14 protein-coding genes are annotated in these 19252 nt (G+C 37.0%); 2 read left to right on the forward strand and 12 right to left on the reverse strand.

Features of this window, described 5'->3' with window-relative positions; all coding sequences use genetic code 11:
• Positions 1 to 4 precede the first annotated feature (4 nt).
• The 9 genes from WMO14_RS03490 to WMO14_RS03530 all read right to left on the reverse strand — a co-directional run bounded on the left by WMO14_RS03490 (position 5) and on the right by WMO14_RS03530 (position 12525).
• The gene (locus tag WMO14_RS03490) at positions 5 to 1327 is read right to left on the reverse strand and encodes a replication-associated recombination protein A (protein WP_022503211.1); all 1323 of its coding nucleotides are present in this window, start codon (positions 1325 to 1327) and stop codon (positions 5 to 7) included.
• 77 nt (positions 1328 to 1404) lie between these two features.
• Positions 1405 to 2574 carry a D-alanyl-D-alanine carboxypeptidase family protein gene (locus WMO14_RS03495; RefSeq protein ID WP_439655287.1) on the reverse strand — a complete coding sequence of 390 codons (1170 nt, stop codon included), beginning with the start codon at positions 2572 to 2574 and terminating at the stop codon, positions 1405 to 1407.
• A gap of 179 nt (positions 2575 to 2753) precedes the next feature.
• Positions 2754 to 4562 (reverse strand): hypothetical protein, encoded by a 1809-nt coding sequence (locus WMO14_RS03500; RefSeq protein WP_349153288.1) that lies wholly within the window; start codon positions 4560 to 4562, stop codon positions 2754 to 2756.
• Positions 4563 to 4577: 15 nt separating this feature from the next.
• On the reverse strand, positions 4578 to 5966 hold the full coding sequence (locus WMO14_RS03505) for a glycine--tRNA ligase (protein WP_055306149.1): 1389 nt from the start codon (positions 5964 to 5966) through the stop codon (positions 4578 to 4580).
• A 150-nt stretch (positions 5967 to 6116) separates the two neighbouring features.
• Complete coding sequence (locus WMO14_RS03510) at positions 6117 to 6722, reverse strand: TatD family nuclease-associated radical SAM protein (protein WP_022503207.1); 606 nt, start codon at positions 6720 to 6722, stop codon at positions 6117 to 6119.
• A gap of 144 nt (positions 6723 to 6866) precedes the next feature.
• Positions 6867 to 7694: a pyridoxamine kinase gene (locus tag WMO14_RS03515; protein WP_022503206.1), complete on the reverse strand. Its 828-nt coding sequence runs from the start codon at positions 7692 to 7694 to the stop codon at positions 6867 to 6869.
• A gap of 93 nt (positions 7695 to 7787) precedes the next feature.
• Complete coding sequence (gene recO, locus WMO14_RS03520; RefSeq protein WP_022503205.1) at positions 7788 to 8528, reverse strand: DNA repair protein RecO; 741 nt, start codon at positions 8526 to 8528, stop codon at positions 7788 to 7790.
• Between the two features lie 15 nt (positions 8529 to 8543).
• Positions 8544 to 9521: a GTPase Era gene (gene era / locus WMO14_RS03525; protein WP_082421519.1), complete on the reverse strand. Its 978-nt coding sequence runs from the start codon at positions 9519 to 9521 to the stop codon at positions 8544 to 8546.
• 28 nt (positions 9522 to 9549) lie between these two features.
• Positions 9550 to 12525 (reverse strand): insulinase family protein, encoded by a 2976-nt coding sequence (locus tag WMO14_RS03530; RefSeq protein WP_082437064.1) that lies wholly within the window; start codon positions 12523 to 12525, stop codon positions 9550 to 9552.
• A gap of 308 nt (positions 12526 to 12833) precedes the next feature.
• Here WMO14_RS03530 and rfbD point away from each other — a divergent pair, with 308 nt between their 5' ends.
• Entirely contained in the window at positions 12834 to 13673 is an 840-nt protein-coding gene (gene rfbD / locus WMO14_RS03535) for a dTDP-4-dehydrorhamnose reductase (protein ID WP_022503202.1), read from the forward strand.
• A 3-nt stretch (positions 13674 to 13676) separates the two neighbouring features.
• A complete protein-coding gene (locus WMO14_RS03540) occupies positions 13677 to 14969 on the forward strand; it encodes a dicarboxylate/amino acid:cation symporter (protein WP_022503201.1) in 1293 nt (430 codons plus the stop codon).
• A 134-nt stretch (positions 14970 to 15103) separates the two neighbouring features.
• On the opposite strand, the gene WMO14_RS03545 is transcribed toward WMO14_RS03540, so the two are convergent.
• The 3 genes from WMO14_RS03545 to dnaK form a co-directional block, all read right to left on the reverse strand.
• Entirely contained in the window at positions 15104 to 15745 is a 642-nt protein-coding gene (locus WMO14_RS03545; RefSeq protein ID WP_022503200.1) for a bifunctional 4-hydroxy-2-oxoglutarate aldolase/2-dehydro-3-deoxy-phosphogluconate aldolase, read from the reverse strand.
• 129 nt (positions 15746 to 15874) lie between these two features.
• Positions 15875 to 17005 carry a molecular chaperone DnaJ gene (gene dnaJ / locus WMO14_RS03550; protein ID WP_022503199.1) on the reverse strand — a complete coding sequence of 377 codons (1131 nt, stop codon included), beginning with the start codon at positions 17003 to 17005 and terminating at the stop codon, positions 15875 to 15877.
• Between the two features lie 193 nt (positions 17006 to 17198).
• On the reverse strand, positions 17199 to 19079 hold the full coding sequence (dnaK, locus tag WMO14_RS03555) for a molecular chaperone DnaK (protein ID WP_055174123.1): 1881 nt from the start codon (positions 19077 to 19079) through the stop codon (positions 17199 to 17201).
• Positions 19080 to 19252: the final 173 nt, after the last annotated feature.

The raw sequence follows: 19252 nt of genomic DNA on the forward strand, positions 1-19252 counted from the left end.
AGTTCTACGTCTCCGAATTAATCTTTTTTAAATGTGTCTTTATCTGCTTCTCATAGCCATTATCTGTTGGTTCATAGAACTTTACGTCCTCAAGTCCATCAGGTAAATACTGTTGCTTCACATAGTGGTTAGGATAATCGTGTGCATATTTATAACCTATGCCGTGTCCTAACTTTGAAGCACTCTTATAATGTGCATCCTGCAAATGTGCCGGCACAGGTGCTGTCTTGGTTGTCTTAACAAGTTCCATAGCCTTGTCAACTGCCATATAACAAGAGTTGCTCTTAGGTGCACAGGCAACATATAACGCCGCCTGTGAAAGAATTATCCTTGCCTCCGGCATACCTATCCTCTCAACTGCAAGTGCTGCATTCGTAGCAACAACTAATGCGTAAGGGTCTGCATTGCCTACATCTTCACTTGCACATATCATTATTCTTCTTGCAATAAACTTTATATCTTCACCTGCATATAACATCTTTGCCAGATAATAACTTACTGCATCAGGGTCAGACCCCCTCATACTTTTAATAAATGCTGATATGGTATCATAATGATTATCACCCGTCTTATCATATCGGACAGCCCTTTTTTGTATACACTGTTCTGCTGTCTTTAAATCTATATGTATAAGTCCGTCATCTGACCTGTCAGTTGTAAGTATTCCAAGTTCTATCGCATTAAGTGCACTTCTTGCATCGCCATTTGCTATATCAGCAAGAAACTCCAAAGCCTCATCATCTATGTCAGCCTTGTAGCTTCCCATACCTCTTTCTTTATCGTATACAGCTCTCTTTAGTATCTCTTTGATATCTTCCTTTGACAATGGCTTTAACTCAAATATTATAGACCTTGAAATCAAGGCTCCATTAACCTCAAAATATGGATTTTCTGTTGTTGCACCAACAAGCACAATAGTTCCGTCTTCCACGAATGGCAGAAGATAATCCTGCTGCCCCTTATTAAACCTATGTATCTCATCTACAAAAAGTATTGTCTTCTTACCATACATTCCAAGATTATTTTTCGCCCTCTCTACAACATCTTCCATCTCTTTCTTACCTGCTACTGTAGCATTAATCTGACAGAAATCCGCACTTGTCGTATTGGCAATAACCTTGGCTAATGTAGTCTTTCCAGTTCCAGGAGGTCCATAAAATATAATAGAGCTTAATTTATCCGCCTTTATAGCCCTGTATAAAAGCTTATCCTTACCAACAATATGCTGTTGTCCTACAACTTCTTCCAAAGTTCTTGGTCTTAATCTCATCGCAAGAGGAGAATCATTCTCCTGATTAGTCTTTCGCATATAATCAAATAAATCCATAATTGTGTCCTTGTGATTCCCTTAATGAATATTATTTAATAATATAGCATATTATACGGCAAATGGCACTACTTTAATTAAAGTAAGCTTTTAAATATTTTCTTAACCGTGTCCATAAAGCCTGCTGTATCAACATTTTCGCAGCTTATTATCTTAACACTTCCAATATAAGCCTCATTGTAATAATATTTAATAACGCCTACCTCATCACCCTCTTTTAATGGAGCTTTAATATTATCATTAATTATGCACTCCCGTCTTATATCATCATTGTTATATTTATTAATGAACATATATGAATAGTCTTTTTCCTTTGTTATCTTAATCTTATCCTGCCTGCCCGATGAGATTTTAATGCTCTCTGTATCAAGCGGTTCTTCATCTTTATATATACTGCACACACTAAAACCATAATTAAGAAGCGTTATCGCATCACTGAATCGTATCTTGCTTGTCGGTGCCGCCATAACAACTGCTATAAGATCTATTCCGTCTTTATTGGCTGTTCCTGAAAGGCAGCAGCCTGCCTTGCTCGTTGAACCTGTCTTTAAGCCTGTGGCATAGGCATACTGTTTCATAAGCTTATTAGTATTGGTAAGCACGAAATCCTTCTCGCCTTTTCTTGTAATGTGTGTTATGCTCTCCATCCATATACTGCTGAATTCTTTTATCTGTGGGTGGTTATTAATAAGCTCCCGGCTCATAACCGCTACATCTCTCGCACTTGATGTATGTCCATCTACATCAAGTCCACAGCAGTTAATAAAATGTGTGTTGCTCATTCCTAGTTCACGGGCTTTCTCATTCATTTTATCAACAAATACATTCTCTGCCCCGCTTATGTGTTCTGCCATTGCAACACAGGCATCATTAGCACTTGCCACCGCTATACACTTAATCATAGTCCTGACACTCTGTATCTCTCCCGGCTCAAGGAACACCTGGCTTCCGCCCATTGAAGCCGCATATTCCGACACAGTTACCGGGTCTTCCATATTAATGCTTCCGTCCTCTATTGCCTCAAATATAAGTATAAGCGTCATTATCTTTGTTATGCTTGCAGGTGCAAGAACTGTATCGGCATCCTTTTCATATATTACCTGTCCTGTCGCCGCCTCCATAAGTATCGCAGAAGGTGTATCTATGTCTGGTCCTGATACTTCCTCTGCACAGCAAAAAACAGGTACAATAACAGCCGAAGTAATTAACATAATTATGGCTGTTATTATACCTGTAATTCTTTTTATATGTCCTGTTCTGTCCTTATGTCCTGCTTTATCTGAATATTCTGCTAACACTTTCATATATCCGGACATAATAATAACCTCTTATAACATTTGTTATTATATATGTCCTTATATACCCTATTATACCTTAAAGTCTTAGAATAATGCTGCAATATCTGTTTCATTAATATACAATTGCTTTAATGTGTTCCAATCCACAGCCTGTCCACTGTTCCTATCTGGCTCTTTGAACCACCCTTTAAGTCGCAAGAATATAATGTCTTATCAGAACCATAATAATACAATCTCTTTCTGTAAAGACTTGTATCAGATGTATTAACTGTATCTGTAACATTTCCCATAAGCACTTTCTTAGCTGATGGTGTCTTTAAATAATACTGTCCGTCATTATCTATATAAGTAATAGACTCTTTTGTATTATTAATAAGCGATAAGCTTCCGTCCTTCACATTCTCTGCAATAACAGTCTTATCACCCTTTAATGCATTGATAAGCTTTGCCTCTGAATTAATGTATACAAGTTCACCCGATGCTTTTAAGAATACTATGTTCTGCATATTTCCTATGCTGCCAAGTTCTTTCTTATCTGACACCATTCCGTCTTTATACTTTGCATATGACACTTTTTTATTACCTACCCAGTATATGTAATCATTCTTACTATCAATAATATATGTCATATTAGCACCATCAATGCCATCAAGCTGCTGTGCCAAGCCATTCTTAACACTAACAATATAATTATTGTCCTGTGAATTATATATATATTCATCAGCCTTGTCAGATGTATTCAGATGTCCTGCACCTTTAGTATACACGCCATCTGTATCACTTAATGGATATATATTATCCACATTATCTGCCACATATGTCTGCTTCTTATTGCTATAATTGTACTGATATAATCTGTTATCACTATCAAGTATTATAATTGTATCGCTGTCACTGTATACATATGCCTGCGTAAGACTGGCTTCTATTGTATCAGTCTTTCCTATAAGACTTCCTGAACTTTTATCATTGGTAATCTCTGCCATAGACAGCTTAAGTCCACCTGTCTTTCCTGTGTCATTGATAGTTTCTGTTTCTTTGTAAATAATTGTGCCTTTATCTGAAATATAATATATCTCGTGTGCATATATATTATTTACAACTTCCACACTTTCATCCTGTGACCATACATATAATGAATATAACTCATCTTCATCATTATACACATCTGCCGCATAATACTTTCCATCCGGACTTGCAGCACTTGAAACCACACTGTCCTTAGATATATTTTCCGGCCATTCCGGTGTATAAAATGTAACTTCATCAAGACCAAATAATGCATCCTTAACATCACATATATACTGGCTTTCAAGTGAAGATACATCATATATGCGGCTTCCATCACTCATATATATATATGAATTCTTCCTTAACAAAACAGCCATAATTAATGAAATAGCAGCTATCGCCACTATAACTATGGCGACAGCTACTCCTGCTTTCTTATATGAATGTTTTGTCTGTGGTCTTATCCTGCTATCCATCTTAATATTATTATCTGCCTTAACATTATTATCCGTCTTAGCATTATTATTTTTTCTGGTCTTAGCCTTTTCCTGCTGGGCTTTTCCTTTAGCTTTACTGGCAAGCTTTTCACTTCCAGCCTTTAACTTATCAGCCACATCATTAAAATCAACTTTAGTTATATCAAAGACACCTTCATCATAATTCTTTACCTTATTCGAACGCTTCTTTGCACGCTTTCCCTGCTGTATTGTCTTGCCATCTTTATCAGATTGTTCTGATTCACCAGACAAAACATTGCAAGCTTCTTCTGCACTGTCTAAGACCTTCTGTATCTCTTTTCTTGCCAGGCTTTCTTCATATGCTTTACGTCTAGCCATATAGTCACTGCTGTTAATCTTAATTACAGGTCCATTACATCTGGGACACTCATTGCCCTCATATTCTGTTCCACATTTAACACATTTCATAAATTAATACCTATATTAAAATGTAAACTTGTCTTCAAAATATGCCTTAAGATCAGAAATCTTAACTCTTTCCTGCTGCATAGTATCTCTATCTCTTACTGTTACAGCATTATCTTCTTCTGACTCAAAGTCATATGTTATGCAGAATGGAGTACCAATCTCATCCTGTCTTCTGTATCTCTTACCGATATTACCTCTGTCATCAAATTCACAGTTGTAATACTTAGAAAGTTCTGCATATACCTTCTCTGCACCTTCATTAAGCTTCTTAGAAAGTGGAAGGATACCAACCTTGACTGGTGCTAATGCTGGATGGAAATGAAGAACTGTTCTTACATCTCCTCCTTCAAGTTCTTCCTCATCATAAGCTGCACAGAGGAATGCAAGTGTCACTCTGTCCGCACCAAGTGATGGCTCGATAACATATGGAATATACTTTTCCTTAGCTTCGTCATCAAAGTATGACATATCCTCGCCAGATACTGTCTGGTGCTGTGTAAGGTCATAATCTGTTCTGTCAGCAATACCCCATAATTCACCCCAGCCAAATGGGAATAAGAACTCAATATCTGTTGTTCCCTTAGAATAGAAGCAGAGTTCTTCTGGTGAATGATCTCTTGCTCTCATCTCATCTTCCTTGATACCAAGTGCCTTAAGCCAGTCTATGCAGTACTGTCTCCAGTAATTGAACCATTCAAGGTCTGTTCCAGGCTTGCAGAAGAACTCTAATTCCATCTGCTCGAATTCTCTTGTTCTGAATGTAAAGTTACCAGGTGTAATCTCGTTACGGAATGACTTACCGATCTGTCCAATACCAAATGGCACTTTCTTTCTTGATGTTCTCTGTACATTTTTAAAGTTAACAAATATACCCTGAGCTGTTTCTGGTCTTAAGTATACTGTATTCTTAGCATCTTCGGTTACGCCCTGAAATGTCTTGAACATAAGGTTGAACTGTCTTATATCTGTAAAGTTGTGCTTGCCACAAGTTGGGCAGCATATATTCTTCTCATCAATAAAGTTCTTCATCTGTTCCTGTGACCATGCATCAACTGAACCTTCTATCTCATAGTTATTCTCATCTGCCCAGTCTTCAATAAGCTTATCAGCTCTGAATCTTTCGTGGCAGTCTTTACAATCCATAAGAGGATCAGAGAAACCGCCAAGATGTCCTGAAGCAACCCAAGTCTGTGGATTCATAAGTATTGCACAGTCAACACCTACATTGTATGGGCTTTCCTGTACGAACTTCTGCCACCAGGCTTTCTTAACGTTATTCTTAAGCTCAACACCAAGGTTACCGTAATCCCATGTATTAGCAAGTCCACCATAGATTTCTGAACCCGGATACACGAATCCTCTTGCCTTTGCTAAAGCTACTATCTTTTCCATTGTCTTTTCCATATCAATAATCCTCCTAAAGATACAGATGCCATCTATTGATAAGGTGATAATGTACTTAACACATATACACCATAATATTTCGCATCTTCACAATAATCTTTTTAATTCTATAACATTCCTTGTATAATTTCAACTGTGAATATCGTGTAATTATGACTCCCATGGACGTATTCTATAAGAAGCACCTATCTTATCGCATATTATCCGGCACTGTGCTTCTTCCTCGTGTGATATAGTTGTGTCAACCGTTGTCATAACAACATTAAGCCCATTTGCTACGCATTTCTTCGCAAAATCTATCATCTCATCAAATGTCTTATCACCGAATTTACTTCTTACAAGCTTGTTATACTCATCCTTATCAGGATTGTTAAGACTTATTGATACAGTATCTATAAGACCGGCCATTTCTTTTGTTATATCTCTTTCATTGATAAGGTTGCCTGCTCCATTAGTATTGATTCTGATTGGCTTATTATTGTAAGTCTTTTTAATAAATGCTGCTACCTCTCTTACCTTATCCCAGCTTTCTGTAGGCTCACCAAAACCACAGAATACTACTTCACCAAAATCATCAAGATTCCATTTGGCGAATTCATCTATAACTTCACTTACAAGAGGTTCTCTTTCAAGCCATAATCTGTCCGACTCGCCAATTCTATCCATAGTCTGTCTAAGACAAAATGTACAGGCAAATGGACATTTATTAGTCATATTAACATAAAGATTATTATGTACTTTATATAATATCTCCATAATTGTTCTCTCTTTCTTTTATTAAATCATCTAACATTAACATTCTTCTAATTATCTCTCATTATTATCAAACGTCTTAAATATCAAGATATTTTAATATCTTGATATTTTATCATCTTAATATTCTATTATCTTATCCATTAATCATCTTAATGTTGTAAGCAGCTCCTCAAAGCACACTCCGTCAGTAACTGGTATCTCTAATTCTATTGATTTCATTATACATTTCTTTATGAACTGTGAAGCCTTTCTTACTGATTCGTGGAAATTAACTTTATTAACTGCATCTGCTGCAATTATCGCCGTAAATATATCACCGGTTCCAGACCTCTGTGTTCCAACCTTAGTTGTCTTAATCTCATATCCGCCACAGCCGTCCTCATAACAATAGTTAGCAATATATGTACCTCTGACAATTCCTGTTATAACTATCTTTGAAGGTCCCATATCTGATAACTGCTTAGCGATTATCTCAAGCTCTTCATTACCGTACTCTGCATTATATTCCCTGCCTGTTAATATACAGGCTTCTGTAAGATTAGGTGTAAGAATATTGGCATAACTTACAAGCTTTTTCATCTCTTCGCAGGTTTCTTTAGTATATGTAGCATACAGATTACCGTAATCACCCATAACAGGGTCAACAACAACTATATTATCAGGTGTCTTAAATATGTCAAAGAAATATCTGACTATCTCAATCTGTTTATGCGAACCTAGAAAACCTGTACATATTCCATCGAATTTAAGATTAAGCTTCTCCCACTCCTTTATATAAGCCGGCATACTTTCTGTAAAGTCTTCAAAATAAAAGCTTTCAAAACCTGTATGATTAGACAATATTGATGTTGGCAGTGGGCAACACTGCACTTTAAGAGCTGATATAATCGGAAGCTCTACAGCTATAGAACATCTTCCAAAACCTGAGTAATCATTAATAGCTGCTATCTTTTTCTGGTTATTGTGACTCATAAATCTTCCTTCCTATCCTGTATTTAACTTTAATCAGTAATATCTTAACCAATATATTATTAAAATTAATATCTTCTTAAAACCTATATACTCTTAACCAATATCAAGCATTTCTTTGGATTTGAAATGTTTATCAAATGTGATAAATTCTATTCTATTCACCACCTTTTTAAGTTCATTTAGCACATCAGCTTTTACAACGAAGTTAAACAGCTTTGTAAGTGGTGCTGTAATAATATACTGTAATGTATACAAGGTTGAAGATTGAAGCACTATTCCGTCACCCGACGAGGCAGCACACTCCACGCAGTACATTCCATTTTCCTTATATGAATATAACTGTAACTCCTTCTCACTTCCACAGCCTGCACAGCTAAAGAAATCCGGACACTCTCCATTAACGGCTATCAGCCGTATCTCATATATATATCTTACAAGTTCATTGGGTAATGATTTATTAACCAGTGCCTTAAATGCAACATATAAAAGATTAATCATATCTGCGGCATCAAGATTTTCTCTGCCATAATATTCTGCCAGCTCCGCAAAATAATATCCGTACAGCACACCATCAAGATCGCTTACAAGCTCCTCAAAATAATTCGTAACATTGGCTTTCTGTATTGTGTAAGAGTCCCTGCCCCTGTACACCTCGAATGTTCCAAATATAAATGGTCTTGTAACTCCTATAAGGTGGCTGTTAGGACGTCTTGCTCCTTTGGCAAATGCCGCTATCTTACCAAGCTCCCTGCTGAGTATGACAACACGTCTGTCATAATCTCCAACAGGCATACTCGACAATATAAATCCTGTGACAGAAACTACATCAGCCACCCTGCCACCTCCGGATTAATTCTGTGTCTTGTTATCTTTCTTATCATAGCCAAAATTCTTTATAAGAATGTCGCTGTCTCTCCATTCCTTCTTAACCTTCACCCAGAGTTTAAGATTAACCTTGTTGCCAAGTTGCTTTTCTATCTCATACCTGGCATTAGTTCCTATCTTTTTAAGCATTTCACCACCCTTGCCGATGATAATACCCTTATGTGAATCTCTTTCACATATTATTGTTGCATCTATATCTGTAATCTTGCCTTTAGATGACTTTCTGTCTTTAAATGTATCTATAACAACAGCTATTCCGTGTGGAATTTCTTCATTGAGGGCGTGAAGTGCCTTCTCTCTTATAAGTTCTGCAACAATCTGTCTTAATGGCTGGTCTGTAACAGTATCTTCATCATAGAACATAGGTCCATAAGTAAGATACTTGAATATTGTTGTTACAAGGTCATCAACATTACTGCCATTTCTTGCTGATACTGGAATTATCTCATCAAATTCAAGCTCTTTATTATAGCAGTCGATTACAGGAAGTATCTCCTCTTTCTTTACAGTATCAACCTTGTTGATTACTAATATCTTAGGTGCATTTACCTTTTTTAACTTCTCTATAATATGTTGCTCACCTGCTCCGATATACGTTGTTGGTTCTACTATAAAGCACACAACATCAACTTCATTAATAGTCTTCTCAGCAGCTCCTACCATATATTCACCAAGCTTATTCTTAGCCTTATGGATACCCGGCGTATCAACAAATACAATCTGTCCTCTCTCATCTGTATACACTGTCTGTATCCTGTTTCTTGTTGTCTGTGGCTTATTAGATGTTATCGCAATCTTCTGCCCTATAATATTATTCATAAGTGTAGACTTGCCAACATTAGGTCTTCCAATAAATGTTACAAATCCCGATTTCACATTGTCGTTGCCAGAAGCAGCACCGCCGCTTATTCCACTGGCTTTAAGCATTTCATCTAAATTCATCGTATTCTCCTTATATATCCAATATCATTTATCCGATAAGAGGCTTTATTTCATCAAACAAATCTGCTGCCTCATTAATCTGCTTCTGGTTACCTACTACGCATAAATAATTCTGCCCAACTGCTGATTCTATAAGTGGAGCAAGTTCTCTTATACTCTCAACTGTCGCATCAAGAACTTCTTCCCTGTCTTTTCTTAACATATCTTCTGTGCAATTGCACATATAATGTGTAAATGACCTGCTGCCAATAGCTGATGGTGTAAGAGGTGCATCTATCTCTCCAATGGTTCCTATTATGAACTTAACCATATCTCTTCTGCTGACATTAAAATTCCTTATATAATCAGCCGCACCCTCGTATATATCGTTAGTCTTTTCAAGATTAGGATCCCTGTAAGATACCATATAGAAATCACCATTTCTTGATGAACCACTCATGCAGCCGTAAGCTCCACCTTTAACCCTTACATTAATCCAGAGATAATCATAAGAGAATATAACCTTTAACACTTTAAGTGCTCCTGTATACTTATATCCGTCTTTTACGAAATTACCACATCTTGCAACATACTGTACCTGTGATGCTGATGTGTATCCAGTCTTTACATTAACCGGTATAAAGCTTCTTACTGCTGTATTATAATGTTCATCTTTGATATTACAGCTCTTGGCTGACAATGCCTTGACAAAGCAGTCATAACCCTCATCGTCTGCTGTAAGGCTTACTATAACATTATCCTTATTGAATATATATCCAACAAGCTTATTAAGCTTATCCACTATCTGTGTCTTATTCTGCTCAAATTCTTCATCAAGCTTCTTAATGAACTCATAATATTTGTAACCCCTTAATATATCTGAGTAATAAGCCGACTCTGAGAACTGTGCACAGCACTCTAACATAGCAATTGAATGACCCTGCCCCATAAGAGAAGCTTCTAGTCTTGATTTAATTCTTGCAATTATCTCCTTTAATCTCTTATAGTCATCAAATCTGGTATTATACATAATCTCTTCCATCATACCAAGAACAAATGGAACTTTCTCATATAATGCCTTACTCTTAACCTCATATACAATTGTATTCTTACTAAAATCAACCTTATCGCTATATAGAGCTGTTCCTGTTGCAAGACCACCGCAGTTAATATTAATCTCGTTAGTAAGCTCTGGATAAGTATAATTCTTAGTATCCATAAGACTTAATGTTGAGCCTAACAAGCCCATATATGGTATAAGTTCATCTGGAACACACTTAGTGTCAAATGACATATTAATATATGCAATCTTATTAGTAAATATATTATGGTGTACTATCTTAATTCCATCAACACTCTTAACATCATTATAATCCTTAGCAGGCTCTCTTTTAATGTCTGACAGCTCAAGCATTGGTATCTTTTCAAGATCTTCCTGACTTGATGGAGTATCCTGATATTCCTTTAACTCCTTTGTCTTTTTAACAAGCTCTTCTAATTCGTCATTAGTCAATGTGCTCTTATACTCTGCAAGCTTGTCCGCTTCCTTCTGTTCCTTTTCCTTCTCAAGTCCATACTCTGGAACAAGGCTTATAATTGACTTGTGGTTATTATCAAGAAGATATTCTTTTATAAGCTTCTCAAAATATCCATTTCTGGCATTCTTCTTTAACTCATCAAATGTATCTCCCGCCTCTATATGGATAAATGGCTTTGTTTCATCATATAACCAGCTATCCATCATAGTAAGATAATACATAAGTCCCTTTGGATATGGACCATAATCTGCTTCTCTGTATTTGAATTCGTAATAATTAATTCCAGCTTCTATTGTTCTTTCATTAATTCCGTCCTTAACAAGCTTTTCTAATGTGTCATTGATAACTGATACAAATCTGTCCTGCTCCTTAGAATTAGAATTCTTGGCAACTATTGAATATACAGGCTGGTAAAGTGATGTCTCATAACTTGAATATACATCAGTGCTTATACCTGCATCTAAAAGTGCCTGCTTAACAGGTGCTCCCGGTGTCATAACAAGTGCATAATCAAGTATCTGGAATGCAAGATAAAGCTTGGCATCAACAGAAGTTCCAATAACTGCATTATATGAAAGATAAGTATTATCCTCTAATGACTCATCTTCTGTTATGGCATAAGGCTTTGTTTCATATACAGGCTTGTCAAATGCTGCCTGTCTTTCTATATTGGCATGAATATCAACATCTGATACATCAAAGTCTGATAGATATTCCCTGTCAAGATATTCAAGTCTTTCATTAACGTCCATATCGCCATAGATATATATATAGCTGTTAGATGGGTGATAATATTCCTCGTGGTACTTAAGGAAATCTTCATACTTAAGTGTAGGTATAACCTCAGGGTCACCGCCCGATTCATTCTTGTATACAGTATCTGGGAATAATGATACAAATGTATATCTTGAAAGCACGTCATCTGGTGATGAAAATGCCCCCTTCATCTCATTAAATACAACGCCATTATACTTGATATCATCATCTGCATTATCAAGTTCATAATGCCAGCCTTCCTGCATAAATATCTCTGGCTTTTCATACATTGCAGGATAGAACACTGCATCCATATATACATCCATAATATTCTTAAAGTCAGTATCATTACAGCTTGCCACTGGATATACTGTCTTGTCTGGATAAGTCATAGCATTAAGAAATGTATTAAGTGAACCCTTGCACAATTCAACAAATGGATCTTTAACAGGATATTTTCTTGAACCACACAATGTTGAATGTTCAATTATATGCTGCATTCCTGTATCGTTAAAAGGTGGTGTCTTAAAACCTATTGAAAATACCTTATTATTATCATCATTAGATATAACGACAACCCTCGCTCCTGATTTCTTATGTCTTAATATAATACCTGCTGAATTAAGATCTTTTAATTCTTCTTCAAGGACAATATCATATCTTGCATTACTGCCACTTATTATGTCTGATTTATTCAATTCTTCTATCTTCTTTTTAACGTCAAAACTCATCTGATAACCTCATCTAATCAATAAAATCAATATTCTTATATATTGTACCATACCTTGCCAATATTGTAATCTATTTATATAATTTTTATAACCAGCAATTATTTATAACTTGATAAAATCTTATGGCATAATTTTCATTTTTAAAATACTTGCCAAATACCAAGTTTATTGTATAATTAATTGTTTGCATATAAACATATTATAATATAAGCTGTCCCACTTATTCTTTAACATATATTATATGCAGCTAAATTACAAATTATATTTAATGCACTATGCGAAAGCGTTAGTGCTGGAATGGAGGTTATATGGAAAAAATATGGATTACCGGTGCCAAAGGCCACGTTGGTACTGCACTTTCTGCTCTCTTAGACTGCCGTGAGTATGAAATATTCCCTACTGATGTTGACGAAGTCGATGTTACAGACCTTGAAGCTGTCAACAATTATGCAAGAGTTAATCGTCCTGATATCATTATCAACTGCGTTGGTTACAGTGATGTTGCAGGCTGCGAAACTAATCCTGACAAAGCATTTGCGGTAAATGCTGTAGGAACACGAAACCTTGCTGTTATGGCACAGTCTATCGGTGCAAAGCTAATTCACATATCTACAGATGATATATTCTCTGGTACAGAGGATCATTCTTATAATGAATTTGATACACCTAATCCTAGAAATATATATGGTAAAAGTAAGCTTGCCGGCGAAGCTTATATACAGTCTTTCTGTTCGCGTTATGTGATACTAAGAAGCAGCTGGGTATATGGAATAGGACAGGATTTCCTTAACACTGTACTTTCAGCAGTTAAAGATCCTTCTGTAAATGAACTCACTGTATCTGAATATGAATATGCGTGTCCTACAAGTGCTTCTGAGCTAGCCAGAATTATTGAATATTTCATTAAAAATGAGTGTCTTGGAATATACCATGCTGTATGTCAGGGCTCTTGCAGCCGTCTTGAATATGCCAGGACTATTCTTGAATATGCCAATGCAACAGACAAGTTAAAACTTGTTCCTGCCAACAATAATAAACCAGTATATTCAGTTCTTGATAATATGATGTTAAGACTTGAACACATTGAACAGCCTAAGAACTGGAAAGATGCGCTTAAAGAATATATTAATTTATCAGGAGGCTGCTAAAGAATGGAAAAATCTTTAAAAAACACAAAAAAGCCTATGGGGCTTTCTACTAAGATATTCATAGCACTTATAGCCGGTGCAATAAGTGGTGTTTTAATCCACTATTTTATGCCAGCAGGCTATATCCGTGATTCAGTTATCGTTGAGGGTGTCCTCTATGTAATTGGACAAGGTTTTATCCGCCTTATGCAGATGCTTGTAGTTCCACTTGTATTCTGCTCACTTATATGCGGAAGTATGGCTATCGGTGATACTAAGACACTTGGTAAAGTAGGTATTAAAACTATTCTTTTCTATCTTCTTACTACTGCTGTTGCTGTATCAGTTGCATTATCAGTTGCTATGCTCATCAATCCCGGTATTGGCGTTACAATTGAAAATGTATCTACAAGCAGTGTAACTATCACTGAGAAACAACCACTTACACAAACACTTCTTAACATAATACCTAAGAATCCTGTTGAATCACTTGCAACTGCTGATATGCTTCCAATTATCGTATTTGCATTATTCGTAGGTATTCTTTTAGCGAAAATGGGTAATAAGGCATCAACTGTAGCTAACTTTTTCAGTCAGTTCAATGACCTTATGATGGAAATGACTATGGCAGTTATGAAGGCAGCTCCTATCGGTGTATTCTGCCTTATCGCAAGAACATTTGCTAATATTGGTTTTGACGCATTTGTTCCAATGCTTAAATATATGGGCTGCGTAATACTCGCACTTGCTATCCAGTGCTTCGTAGTATACCAGTTACTTTTATTTCTCTTTACAAGACTTAATCCATTTAAGTTCCTAAAGAAGTTCTTCCCAGTTATGAACTTCGCATTTACAACAGCTACATCAAATGCAACAATTCCGCTTTCAATCAACACACTTGATAAAAAGCTTGGTGTAAGCAAGAAAATATCATCTTTCACAATACCACTTGGTGCTACCGTTAATATGGATGGTACATCAATTATGCAGGGTGTTGCTGTAATATTCGTAGCACAGATATTTGGAATTACACTTTCTCCATCTGACCTTGTTACAGTAATTATAACAGCTACACTTGCTTCAATCGGAACAAGTGGTGTGCCATCTGTAGGTCTTATAACACTTGCAATGGTATTCCAGAGCGTAGGTGTTCCAACAGAAGGTATTGCCCTTATTATGGGTATTGACCGAATTCTTGATATGTTAAGAACAGCCGTTAATATCACTGGTGATGCTGTATGTACAACTATCGTTGCTAATCAGGAAGGCCTTGTCAATAAAGAAACCTTTAATTCTGATGTTACTGTAGATAACTAATTATCAATAAATATTTATTAATATTATGAGCAAAAGGGCTTCATATACCTGTCACACAGATATATGAAGCCCTTTTAAATAACATTATTCAATTGTCATCTTAGCGATAATCTGAATTATGTAGCCTGAACTAATTACTTAGAACGGATTTCCTTAACTAAAGCAACTGCCTCAGCTGTCATATCCTTAATCTTATCGAATTCTCCAGCCTTGATTAAGTCACCCTTAACCATCCAAGAACCACCACAGCAGAAGATCTTATCGCAAGATAAGAATTCTTCAAGGTTAGATGTATTGATACCACCTGTAGGCATAATTCTTACTGTTGTGTAAGCTGCACACATAGCCTTAATCATCTTAATTCCGCCTGCTGCTGTAGCTGGGAAGAATTTAACTCTTGTAAGACCTCTCTTAACTGCCTGAGCAAGTTCAGATGGTGTTACGATACCTGGCATTACAGGAATATTCTTAGAGATACAGTAATCAACGATTTCTGGATCAAAACCTGGGCTTACGATAACTGAAGCACCAGCTGCTACAGCTCTGTCAACCTGCTCTGTTGTAAGTACTGTACCTGCTGCAAGTACCATATCTGGATATGCTTCGTGCATAAGACGGATAGATTCCTCTGCTGCTTCTGTACGGAATGTAACTTCTGCACATGGAAGACCTCCTTCTACTAATGCCTTAGCTAATGGAAGTGCGTCCTTTGTATCATTCAATACTACTACTGGAATTACTCCAAGTTCTTCAAACTTATCTGCTATATTACTCATTATAATAATAGCCCCTTTCTTTTAATTATTCGACTGATACTTCTCAGTGTCTTTGATTATATCATAATTCTTTAAATACGACAATGAAATGATATATTTCGTTTGTATTTTTATAAGAACTTTATGCATTTATTTAAAGAAGCCCTTCTTCTTTGGATGTTTGTGTTCCTCTCCTGTAAGTGTCTTATCATATTCCATAAGTGCTTCTTTCTGTTCATTATTAAGCTTTGTAGGAATATCAACAATAAGTGTAATGTAATGATCTCCTCTTGTCTGAGGATTTCTTAATGTTGGCATACCTTTGCCTCTGAGCCTTACTCTTGTACCTGAAGCTGTTCCCGGCTTAACTTCATATATAACTTCACCATCAACAGTCTTTACCTTGACTTCTCCGCCAAGAACTGCTGTAGGATAGCTTATTACAACATCTGAGAAAATGTTATAGCCATCTCTCTCAAATGCTGGATCTGCTGATATCATTACAGCTACTAATAAATCGCCTCTTGGACCGCCATTAGTACCTGGCTCGCCCTTGCCCTGAATACGGACACACTGTCCATTATCAATACCAGCAGGTATATTAACTTCAATTGTCTTCTTGCTGCTTATATAACCTGTTCCATAGCAGTCTGGACACTTTTCTTTAACAATCTTACCTGTTCCGTGACAATCTGGGCAAGGCTGTACGCTTCTCATCATTCCAAGGAATGACTGCTGTGTTACTGTTACCTGTCCACGTCCGCCACATTTCTTACAAGTTTCAGGACTTGTTCCCGGCTTTGCACCTGTTCCGTGACACTTAGAACATTCATCCTTAAGTGTTACATCTATCTTCTTCTTAGTTCCTGTAACTGACTCAGCAAATGTAATTCTTACATTAACTCTTATATCTGCACCACGTCTTGGTCCGTTGCTGTTACGTCTGCTGCTTGAACCGCCTCCGAACATACCACCGAATATATCACCAAATATATCGCCCATATCACCGAAGTCAAAATCAAAGCCGCCACCGCCAGCTCCACCTGCACCGCCTTCAAATGCTGCGTGTCCGAACTGGTCATACTGTCTTCTCTTATCTGCATCACTAAGAACTGCATATGCTTCTGATGCTTCCTTAAACTTAGCCTCAGCCTCTTTATCTCCCGGATTCATATCAGGGTGATACTTCTTAGCTAACTGTCTATATGCTCTTTTAATTGCTGCATCATCTGCGTCCTTAGGCACACCAAGGACCTCATAATAATCTCTCTTTTCTGCCATATAGGTTCCGCCTTTCTATACCCGAAAGGAGTCAGGTACCCTGATACGAGTCCTGACTTCCTTTCTGATTTCATCTATAATTGTCAAGTCTTAAGAAGTCTTTATATAACTCCATAATTAATCATTGTTAATTACATTAACTCTGATATTATAACCTTCAATAATCATAGACCACATCATATATATTACTTAATTATACTTCCTTGTAGTCACCATCTACAACATCATCACCATAAGGTGCGCTTCCCTGTGCATTATCAGCACCTGCGCCAGCTCCCATATCAGGACCAGCACCGGCTGTGCCTGCACCCTGAGTTGCTTCATACATCTTAGCAAAGAGGTTCTGTGCTGATGTCATAAGCTTTTCTTTAGCTGCCTTAATCTCATCAACCTGAGCATCTGTCATATTCTCAGCATCTGTTGATTCAACAAGTGACTTAAGTGCGTTAAGGTCTGCCTCAACATTTGCCTTGTCGTTAGCATCAAGCTTGTCGCCAGCTTCATCAAGAGCCTTCTGTGTCTGGAATACCATAGAGTCAGCTTCGTTACGAACTTCGATAGCTTCCTTACGCTTCTTATCCTGAGCTTCGAACTCAGCAGCTTCCTTAACAGCCTTATCGATATCTTCATCAGACATATTAGAACCAGCTGTTATTGTAATATGCTGCTCCTTGCCTGTTCCAAGATCCTTAGCAGATACATTAACGATACCATTAGCATCGATATCAAATGTAACTTCAATCTGTGGAACACCTCTTCTTGCTGGAGGTATACCATCAAGTCTGAACTGTCCAAGTGACTTGTTATCCTTGGCAAACTGTCTTTCACCCTGTACTACGTTGATATCAACGGCTGTCTGGTTATCAGCAGCTGTGGAGAATATCTGGCTCTTCTTTGTAGGAATAGTTGTATTTCTCTCGATAAGTCTTGTAGCAATACCACCCATTGTCTCAATTGAAAGTGAAAGTGGTGTTACATCAAGAAGAAGGATATCACCAGCACCGGCATCACCAGCAAGCTTACCACCCTGAATAGAAGCACCGATAGCAACACATTCATCTGGGTTAAGTGACTTGTTAGGTTCGTGACCTGTTAACTGCTTTACTTTATCCTGTACAGCTGGAATTCTTGTAGAACCACCAACTAATAATACCTTTGAAAGTTCTGAAGCTGTAAGACCTGCATCTGAAAGTGCGTTCTTAACTGGCTCAGCTGTCTTTTCTACTAAGTCGTGTGTAAGTTCATCGAACTTAGCTCTTGTAAGTGTCATATCAAAATGCTTTGGACCTTCTGCTGTTGCTGTGATGTATGGAAGGTTGATGTTAGTCTGCATAGCACTTGATAATTCCTTCTTAGCCTGCTCAGCAGCAACCTTTAATCTCTGAAGTGCCATTGTATCTGTAGAAAGATCTACGCCTTCCTTAGCCTTGAAGTCATCTAACATATACTGTGTAATAGCATTATCAAAATCATCACCACCAAGTCTGTTGTTACCAGCAGTAGCAAGAACTTCGATTACACCATCACCGATTTCAATGATAGATACATCGAATGTACCACCACCAAGGTCATATACCATAATCTTCTGCTCGTGTTCATTATCAAGACCATAAGCTAAAGCAGCAGCTGTAGGCTCGTTGATAATTCTCTTAACATCAAGACCTGCAATCTTACCAGCATCCTTAGTTGCCTGTCTCTGTGCATCATTGAAGTAAGCTGGAACTGTGATAACAGCTTCTGAAACTGTCTCACCAAGATAGCTCTCAGCATCAGCCTTTAACTTCTGAAGAATCATAGCTGATATTTCCTGTGGTGTGTACTTCTTACCATCAATATCAACCTTGTAATCTGTACCCATATGTCTCTTGATTGAAGAAATTGTCTTATCAGCATTAGTAACTGCCTGACGCTTAGCAGGATCACCTACTAATCTTTCTCCGTTCTTTGTAAATGCAACTATTGATGGAGTAGTTCTGATACCTTCTGTGTTAGTAATAACAACTGGCTTACCACCTTCCATAACAGCTACGCATGAATTAGTTGTACCTAAATCTATACCAATAATCTTGCTCATAATTATCTTCCTTTCTATGTCTTATATAGACATACTGTTTAATAATATCAATTCTATTTGTTACAAGTGTGTGTATTGTTCTGATAAGCCCTAAGCCTGTAAACGACTTCTTTCTATATCACAACTACCCACATACTTTACTTCTGGTAAAAGCTCATACCATTATACATCAA

It is taken from the genome of Lachnospira rogosae (ex Hitch et al. 2025), from assembly GCF_040096455.1.
GTDB classification, from domain to species: domain Bacteria; phylum Bacillota; class Clostridia; order Lachnospirales; family Lachnospiraceae; genus Lachnospira; species Lachnospira rogosae.

Excerpts from the sequence above, each read along its gene's own strand:
- WMO14_RS03490 (WP_022503211.1), bottom strand. The coding sequence starts at position 1,327 with ATGGATTTATTTGATTATATGCGAAAGACTAATCAGGAGAATGATTCT.
- WMO14_RS03500 (WP_349153288.1), bottom strand. The coding sequence starts at position 4,562 with ATGAAATGTGTTAAATGTGGAACAGAATATGAGGGCAATGAGTGTCCC.
- WMO14_RS03505 (WP_055306149.1), bottom strand. The coding sequence starts at position 5,966 with ATGGAAAAGACAATGGAAAAGATAGTAGCTTTAGCAAAGGCAAGAGGA.
- WMO14_RS03510 (WP_022503207.1), bottom strand. The coding sequence starts at position 6,722 with ATGGAGATATTATATAAAGTACATAATAATCTTTATGTTAATATGACT.
- WMO14_RS03515 (WP_022503206.1), bottom strand. The coding sequence starts at position 7,694 with ATGAGTCACAATAACCAGAAAAAGATAGCAGCTATTAATGATTACTCA.
- era (WP_082421519.1), bottom strand. The coding sequence starts at position 9,521 with ATGAATTTAGATGAAATGCTTAAAGCCAGTGGAATAAGCGGCGGTGCT.
- WMO14_RS03530 (WP_082437064.1), bottom strand. The coding sequence starts at position 12,525 with ATGAGTTTTGACGTTAAAAAGAAGATAGAAGAATTGAATAAATCAGAC.
- rfbD (WP_022503202.1), top strand. The coding sequence starts at position 12,834 with ATGGAAAAAATATGGATTACCGGTGCCAAAGGCCACGTTGGTACTGCA.
- WMO14_RS03540 (WP_022503201.1), top strand. The coding sequence starts at position 13,677 with ATGGAAAAATCTTTAAAAAACACAAAAAAGCCTATGGGGCTTTCTACT.
- WMO14_RS03545 (WP_022503200.1), bottom strand. The coding sequence starts at position 15,745 with ATGAGTAATATAGCAGATAAGTTTGAAGAACTTGGAGTAATTCCAGTA.
- dnaJ (WP_022503199.1), bottom strand. The coding sequence starts at position 17,005 with ATGGCAGAAAAGAGAGATTATTATGAGGTCCTTGGTGTGCCTAAGGAC.
- dnaK (WP_055174123.1), bottom strand. The coding sequence starts at position 19,079 with ATGAGCAAGATTATTGGTATAGATTTAGGTACAACTAATTCATGCGTA.